The organism is Streptacidiphilus melanogenes (assembly GCF_000787835.1).
GTDB lineage: Bacteria > Actinomycetota > Actinomycetes > Streptomycetales > Streptomycetaceae > Streptacidiphilus > Streptacidiphilus melanogenes.
This window is the reverse complement of the sequence record NZ_BBPP01000016.1, coordinates 118,065-124,779: the sequence shown is the minus strand read 5'-3', so window position 1 is coordinate 124,779 and position 6,715 is coordinate 118,065. Positions and strand designations below refer to the sequence as shown.

Sequence of the window (6,715 nt, the reverse complement as noted above, 5' to 3'; positions counted from 1 at the left end):
GGGGCGGCTCGGGTCGAAGGAGAAGTGGCAGGTCCTCGACCACCCGCTGGTGTGCGTGGCGTCCGAGGACCGCACCTTCCACTCGAACTCCGTGATCCTGCCTGCCGCGGAGGTCTCCAGGGTGGCCCGCGGGATGGTGAACACGGCGGACTGGCCCGAGAAGGCGTGCAGGTTCGCCGGGTCCGTCTCGACGACGGTGGTGCCGTGCTGCGACACCTTGAAGTCGACGCCGAGCGATTCGCTGACGGGGGACGACACCTTGGCGTAGAGGGTGACGTCGCCGTCGCCGAGGATCGTGTCGCCCGCGCAGGAGGATGCCGGGATGGTGTTGAGGTCGCTGGGGACGCCGGGCGGCGGCGTCGCGGCGGACGCCGCGACAGGGTGCAGAACACCGGTGACGGTCGTCAGCACGACGATGGCGGCGGAGGTCGCGAGGGCGTTGCGTCGGCTGGTCGAGATGCCGGAGCGGAAGGAATTCACGCGATCGTCAACTTTCGAACTAGGGACCGAATGACCCTGATCGGCGATCAGGATAGGCGTCATCGCCCCTTCCTCACAGGGGATTTCCCGGTGGGCCGACAGGCGGGCGTTTATGCGCGGTACGTGCCCGATCCACACCAAAGGGCGAAATGGGCTGGTAGCTCTGGCTCTTTGTCGATTCGTTGAGGAATTCTGACGGTGCGACGTCGCAGTCCGTAGCACCGCAGCCGTGAGTACCGCAGAGCAGCCAGGAGGACCGCATGTCCCGTATCCGTACCGCTCTTGTCGCCGTTCCGCTCGCCGCCGCCGCCCTGATCCTCGGGGCGGGCGTGGCGTCCGCCGACAACGGGGCGTTCGCGGGTTGGGGTTCGACCAGCAGCACGTCCACCAGTTCCGTCTCCGACAACGGGACGGGCAACCTGTCCGGTTGGGTGGACGGCAATGCGAACTGGACGCAGCAGACGGCGAACGGGTCCGGCGCGGCGAACCAGAACAACACGTTCGCCGTGAAGGACAACAACGGCCCGATCTTCAGCAACCAGTCCAACAGCAACGTGCGGATCGTCTTCGGGGGGTAGCGCCTCCGATCGCAGTGCGAGTGAGCCGACGGCCCCGGGTGTCCCCCTCGGGGCCGTCGTCGTGTCTTGACAGTCCTCACAGATCTGACGCACTGTCAGATCTGTGAATCTGGAGGCTTACCGAGGACTGCCATCGACGGTCGGCGGGGTGGGGCTCGACCTCGTCAACGCGCCCATGATCCGGCACTGGTGCGAGGCGCTGGGCGACGCCAACCCCGCCTACGCCGCAGCGGGGCCGGAGGCGATCGCGCCACCCGCGATGCTCCAGGCGTGGACCATGGGCCCGTCCGGTCGGCGCGAGCACTTCGACGCGCTGATGCGGGAGTTGGACGCGGCCGGCTACGCCTCCGTGGTCGCGACCGACTGCGAGCAGCAGTACGTGCGGCCGCTGCGGATCGGAGAGCGGGTGCTCTTCGACTCCGACATCGAGAGCGTCTCGGCCGAGAAGCACACCACGCTGGGGACGGGCTACTTCGTCACCACGCGGATGGACGTCCGCGCCTACGACGAGGCGGCGGGCGAGAAGCCCGGGGACGCGACGCCGGTCGGGTCGCACCGCTTCCGGATCCTGAAGTTCACCCCGGCGGAGCGGCGCGAGCGTCCACAGGGTGTGGATGCCAAGGCCCTGCGGCCCAGGCCCGTGGTCAACCGGGACAACGCCGGCTACTGGGAGGGGGTCGCCGCGGGCGAGCTGCGGTTCCAGCGCTGCGACGACTGCGCCGCGGCCCGCTTCCCGTGGCTCCCGGGCTGCAATGCCTGCGGGAGCGACCGATGGCACGCGGAGGCGGCCTCGGGTGACGGCGCGGTCTACTCGAAGGTCGTCGTCCACCACCCCCTCCCACCTGCCTTCGGTACCAAGCCCTACCCGGTCGCTCTCGTCGAACTCGCCGAAGGCGTACGGATCGTGGCGAACGTCCTCGGCGCGGCACCCGACGAGATCGGGATCGGCATGCCGGTGCGTCTCGGATTCCAGCGCCACGACGACGCTTTGCTGCTGCCCGTGTTCCACCCCTCCGGGCCGGACCGGCTGCCGCCCCTGCGCGTCCCGGTGACCCGCACGCTGATCGTGGCCGGCGCCCTCGCCTCGCGTGACTACCAGGAGGTGCACCACGACGCCGAGTTCGCGCGGACCAAGGGCGCGCCGGACATCTTCATGAACATCCTCACCACCAACGGCCTCGTCGGCCGCTACGTCACCGACTGGACCGGCCCGGACGCCCGCGTCGAGTCGATCGCCATCCGCCTCGGCGTGCCCGCCTATCCGGGCGACGAGCTGCAGTTCAGCGGCGAGGTCACCGAACGCGGCGAGGACGGACGGCTGATGCTCGCGATCCGCGGCACCGGGCGGCTCGGCGTGCATGTCAGCGGAACCGTGAAGGTCAGGGTCAAGGGGGCCTCGGCATGAGCCTGCACCGCGCCGACACGCTCGGCGGCCGCGCCGCCGTCGTCGGGATCGGGGCCACGGAGTTCTCCAAGGACTCCGGTCGCAGCGAGCTGAAGCTCGCCGTCGAGGCCGTCCACACCGCGCTCGACGACGCCGGGCTGACTCCGGGGGACGTCGACGGCCTGGTCACCTTCACCATGGACACCAGCCCGGAGATCACCGTCGCCCAGGCTGCCGGCATCGGCGAGCTCTCCTTCTTCAGCCGCGTCCACTACGGCGGCGGGGCCGCGTGCGCGACCGTGCAGCAGGCGGCGATGGCGGTCGCGACCGGCGTGGCCGAGGTGGTGGTCTGCTATCGCGCCTTCAACGAGCGGTCCGGGCACCGCTTCGGCAGCGGTCTGCAGTCGCGGCAGCCGTCCGCCGAGGGCGTCGCGATGGGCTGGACGATGCCGCCCGGCCTGCTCACCCCCGCCTCCTGGGTCGCCCTGCACGCCGCCCGCTACCTGCACGCCTACGGCCTGAGCCCGGACGTCTTCGGCCACGTCGCCGTCGCCGACCGCCGCCACGCGGCCAACAACCCGGCCGCGTACTTCCACGGGCGCCCGATCACGCTCGCGGACCACGCCGCCTCCCGCTGGATCGTCGAGCCGCTGCGGCTGCTGGACTGCTGCCAGGAGACGGACGGCGGCCAGGCCCTCGTGGTGACCTCCGTCGAGCGCGCCCGGGACCTGCCGCACGCGCCCGCCGTCGTCGCCGCCGCCGCGCAGGGCGCGGGCCGCGCCCAGGAGGCGATGACGAGCTTCTACCGCGACGACCTGACCGGCCTGCCGGAGCTCGGCGTCGTCGCCAGGCAGCTCTGGCGCACCAGCGGGCTCCGGCCCGCGGACATCGACACGGCGGTGCTGTACGACCACTTCACGCCGTTCGTCCTGATGCAGCTGGAGGAGTTCGGCTTCTGCGCCCGCGGCGAGGCGGCCGCCTTCGCGGCCGACGGCGGACTGGAGATGGGCGGTCGCCTTCCCGTCAACACCCACGGCGGCCAGCTCGGCGAGGCCTACCTGCACGGCATGAACGGCATCGCGGAGGGCGTCCGCCAGCTGCGCGGCAGCAGCGTCAACCAGGTCGCGGACGCGAAGGCGGTGCTGGTCACGGCCGGGACAGGCGTGCCGACCTCCGGTCTGGTGCTGACCGCGGACGGTTGATTCCGCTGCCCGGCCGCCGAGGATCGCCTCGGCGCTGCTCTCGCACGCCCTTCGCGAGGGCCTGCCGCGGGCTGGGGCAACTCGACCCTGGGCGTGGACGCGGCCTCCCTGACGGGGGCGGTCGGCCGGTACGAGCGGCCGGGGTACCGGGCGAAGCAGACGTTCGTCCAGCAGCGGAAGCTCCTGGGCTGACGTCGGCCGGTGGTGCGTCAGGTCCGTTTGAGTGGCGCCACACAGACTGTGGCGTGGCATATCGTCAGATAACGGGTATTCAGCCCACGATCGAATGTGACCAATCAGCGAACCCTTCTGCGCCGTCGTCGCGCCCCGCGTACGCGGTCCACGATGTGCTCTCTGCTCTGCGCGATGCTCGCGCTGGTGTTCGTCCCGGCGCTGGTCTCCCCGACCGAGGCCGCGGCGACGAGCCGACGGGACCTGTCGCAGGTCTTCACCGGGCAGGCCTTCGACACCTGCTCCGCCCCGAGCCCGTCGCTGCTGCGCGCCTGGCGGCACCACTCCTCCTACGGCGCCCTCGGCCTCTACATCGGCGGCCGGAACCGGGCCTGCTCGCAGCCGCTGCTCAACCGCGGCTACGTGCGCGCGGCGGCGGACATGGGCTGGCGGATGCTCCCGCTCTACGTCGGCGCCCAGGCGCCGTGCGTGACCGCGGAGCACAACCGCACCAAGCGAATCAGCTACGCGAACGCCTTCGAGCAGGGCCGGTCCGACGGGGAGGACGCCGTCAGCGCCGCGAGCTCACTGGGTCTCGCCCCCGGCAGTCCCGTCTACCTGGACATGGAGGCGTACGCCCGTGACCGCGGCCGGTGCAGCATGGCGGTGCTGCGCTACACCACCGCCTGGTCCCGCGCGCTGCACGAGGCCGGCTACCTCTCGGGCTTCTACAGCTCCGCCGACTCCGGCGTCGCCGACCTGGCCGACCTCGCCTCCCTCGCCGTGACCGGCGGCGACGAGCCGCCGCCGCTCGACGGACTGCCGGACGTGGTCTGGTACGCGCGCTGGGACCACCGTCGTTCGACCGACGGCTACCGGGCGCTCGACCGGAGCCTCTGGTCCGGACACCAGCGGGTGCACCAGTACGTGGGCAACGTCGCCGAGAGCCACGGCGGCCAGAGCGCGATGATCGACCGGAACTCCGTCGACGCCCCCGTCGCGGTCGTGCAGTAGGGCGGCAACAGCGGCGACAGTAGGGACGGCAGTAGGGCGTGGGCCGTGTGACGCTCGTCCTCTGGACGGACCGTGCGGCCCTCGCCCATTGTCCTCGGGCCGGACGGGAGTGAGAATGCCCCACGTACGCCCTACGTACCAGTCGGTATGGCGATGGTCGGCCGGCCACGGGCAGGGCCGGACGGGGCAGGTCAGGTCAAGGAGGACCCAGGTGCTGAGCACGATGCAGGACGTCCCACTCACCGTCGGCCGCATCCTCGCCCACGGGGCGGGATTCCACGGCGCCGCCACCGTGGCCACCTGGAACGGTACGGGCGCGGACACCCGCACCTTCGCCGAGGTCGGCGCCCGCGCTGCCCAGCTCGCCCACGCCCTGCGCGACGAGCTCGGCGTCACCGGCGACCAGCGCGTCGCCACCCTGATGTGGAACAACACCGAGCACCAGGAGATCTACCTCGCCGTGCCGTCCATGGGCGCGGTGCTGCACACGCTGAACCTGCGCCTACCCGCCGCCCAACTCTCGTACATCGTCAACCACGCCGCCGACCACGCGATCTTCGTCAACGGCAGCCTGCTGCCGCTGCTCGCCCCGCTGCTGCCCGCGCTCCGGCCGACGCTGCGTCACATCGTGGTGGTGGGCCCTGGCGACCGGGCCGCGCTCGAGGACGCAAAGGCCCGCGGCATCGCCGTCCACGAGTACGAGGAACTGATCGCCGGCCGGCCGACCGACTACCCCTTCCCGACCGACCTGGACGAGCGCACCGCCGCCGCCATGTGCTACACCTCCGGCACCACCGGTGACCCCAAGGGCGTCGTCTACAGCCACCGCTCGATCTACCTGCACTGCCTGCAGGTCATCTCCGCCGAGGACTTCGCGCTGACCTCCGCCGACAAGGCCCTGCCGGTCGTGCCGATGTTCCACGTCAACGCCTGGGGCCTGCCGCACGCGGCGTTCATGGTGGGCACCTCGCTGCTGATGCCGGACCGCTTCCTGCAGCCGAAGCCGCTCGCCGAGATGATCCAGGCCGAGCGCCCCACCGTCAGCGGCGCCGTCCCGACCATCTGGACCGGCCTGCTCGACGAGCTCGACCACGGCTCCTACGACACCTCCTCGCTGCGCCGCGTCGTCATCGGCGGCTCCGCCTGCCCGCCGTCGCTGATGAAGGCCTTCGAGGAGCGGCACGGCATCACCCTCGTCCACGCCTGGGGCATGACCGAGACCTCCCCGCTCGGCTCCTTCGCCCTCCCCCCGGGCGGCCTGACGGCCGAGCAGGAGTGGCCCTACCGCCTCACCCAGGGCCGCTTCCCCGCCTCCGTCGAGCCGCGGATCATCGGCCCCGACGGCACGCCCGCGCCCTTCGACGGCGAGACCGCCGGCGAACTCGAGGTCCGCGGCCCGTGGATCGCCGGCTCCTACTACGGCGACGACGAGCTCTCCTCCGAGAAGTTCAGCGAGGACGGCTGGCTGCGCACCGGCGACGTCGGCACCATCAGCCCCGACGGCTTCCTCACCCTGACCGACCGGGCCAAGGACGTCATCAAGTCCGGCGGCGAGTGGATCTCCAGCGTCGAGCTGGAGAACCATCTGATGGCCCACCCCGACGTCCTCGAGGCCGCCGTCGTCGCCGTCCCGGACGAGAAGTGGGGCGAGCGCCCGCTGGCCACCGTCGTCCTCCGCCCGGACGCCAAGGCCGGCTTCGCCGAACTGCGCGCCTTCCTCGCGGAGCGCATCGCCTCCTGGCAGCTGCCGGAGCGCTGGTCGCTGATCGAGTCCGTACCGAAGACGAGCGTCGGCAAGTTCGACAAGAAGGTGCTCCGCGCGGAGTACGCCGCGGGCGAGCTCGACGTCACCATGCTCGGCAAGGGCGACTGAGGCGGATCGTCCG

5 protein-coding genes and 1 pseudogene are annotated in these 6,715 nt (G+C 71.5%); 5 read left to right on the top strand and 1 reads right to left on the bottom strand.

The features are described 5' to 3' along the window. Positions 1 to 480: pseudogene (locus TR49_RS43935) on the bottom strand (hypothetical protein); the annotation flags it as partial. A 260-nt stretch (positions 481 to 740) separates the two neighbouring features. Between TR49_RS43935 and TR49_RS19230 the strand changes: the two are divergent. The 5 genes from TR49_RS19230 (at position 741) to TR49_RS19210 (ending at position 6,702) form a co-directional block, all read left to right on the top strand. Further along, the gene (locus tag TR49_RS19230) at positions 741 to 1,058 is read left to right on the top strand and encodes a hypothetical protein (RefSeq protein WP_042383140.1); all 318 of its coding nucleotides are present in this window, start codon (positions 741 to 743) and stop codon (positions 1,056 to 1,058) included. A 148-nt stretch (positions 1,059 to 1,206) separates the two neighbouring features. Beyond that, positions 1,207 to 2,463, top strand: coding sequence for an OB-fold domain-containing protein (locus TR49_RS46755; RefSeq protein ID WP_369405326.1), 1,257 nt, complete (start codon positions 1,207 to 1,209; stop codon positions 2,461 to 2,463). Then, a complete protein-coding gene (locus TR49_RS19220) occupies positions 2,460 to 3,644 on the top strand; it encodes a lipid-transfer protein (protein WP_042383138.1) in 1,185 nt (394 codons plus the stop codon). Before TR49_RS46755 ends, TR49_RS19220 begins: the two co-directional genes overlap by 4 nt. Positions 3,645 to 3,989: 345 nt before the next feature. Further along, on the top strand, positions 3,990 to 4,829 hold the full coding sequence (locus tag TR49_RS19215; RefSeq protein WP_042383137.1) for a glycoside hydrolase domain-containing protein: 840 nt from the start codon (positions 3,990 to 3,992) through the stop codon (positions 4,827 to 4,829). Positions 4,830 to 5,040: 211 nt separating this feature from the next. Next, positions 5,041 to 6,702 carry a long-chain fatty acid--CoA ligase gene (locus TR49_RS19210; RefSeq protein WP_042383136.1) on the top strand — a complete coding sequence of 554 codons (1,662 nt, stop codon included), beginning with the start codon at positions 5,041 to 5,043 and terminating at the stop codon, positions 6,700 to 6,702. Positions 6,703 to 6,715: the final 13 nt, after the last annotated feature.